Source organism: Shewanella sp. SM101 (genome assembly GCF_025654465.1).
In the GTDB taxonomy this organism is placed as follows: domain Bacteria; phylum Pseudomonadota; class Gammaproteobacteria; order Enterobacterales; family Shewanellaceae; genus Shewanella; species Shewanella oncorhynchi.
Map to the genome: position 1 here is coordinate 1 of NZ_JAKKRH010000130.1, position 943 is coordinate 943.

Annotated in this window: 1 protein-coding gene; it reads left to right on the forward strand. The window is 51.6% G+C overall.

Annotated features, from left to right (window positions below):
- Positions 1 to 41 precede the first annotated feature (41 nt).
- The coding region (locus L5M38_RS24200) for an IS4 family transposase (protein ID WP_263180550.1) at positions 42 to 943 on the forward strand (902 nt) is incomplete at its 3' end.

The following is a 943-nucleotide window of genomic DNA, read 5'->3' on the forward strand; positions in this document are numbered from 1 at the left end:
CCTGATCTGATCCTGACCTTTTGTTTCAGATACCACATGCCATGTTTTTAAGTGAACCATCACTCTGGGCACAGAGCATTTTTCAGCGCGCAAAATTAGGGGATGTACGAAGGACCAAACGGCTTGTACAGTTGGCGGCTCAACTTGCAGCTCATACAGGACAATCTATCGTGCAATCTCTTTCATCCAGTGCAGACATTGAAGCCGCTTATCGCTTTGTCCGTAACGAGCATATCAGTCCGGCAGCGATTGCTGAGGCAGGTTTTGCTGCCACAGTGCAAGCCTGCGAACCATTTGAYTGCCTACTGGCGCTGGAAGACACCACGTCRTTGGARTTCACCCAYCMAAGTGTCGYKGMAGAACTTGGACAYACCACRKCCCAYAAACATTCCAGYGGGCTGGAAGCGCACACGGTTTTMTTGTTTGCACCCAAGGCGCAGCAGGTCGTTGGACTGATTGAGCAGCATCGCTGGRCACGCGACCGCGARGCCTATGGCCAGAAAAAACAACGTGCCAAACGTGATTATGAACAGAAAGAAAGTTACAAATGGCAACGGGCTTCAGCAGCGATGGCGACTCGCTTGGGACCACAGATGCAGAAGGTGATTTCGGTTTGTGACCGTGAAGCCGATATCATCGAATACCTGCGCTTTAAAACCGAYACACAACAACGGTTTATTGTGCGCTCGATGCAAAGCCGCTGTATTGAAGAAGACCAGCACAAACTCTATGCGTTTAGTGAGACGCTGCAAAGTGCCGGTGAGCGGATGGTACAGGTGCAACAAAAAGGCGGTCGCAAAGCCAGAGTTGCGCACTGYGATATCCGCTTTGCSCCCATTACCGTGAAGGTTCCGGCGAATAAAACGGGCCAGTCWGTGCCGCTGTTTTATGTGGGTTGTCAGGAGAAAGACAGCGCAGATGGCCTCTGTTGGCACCTGCTGAC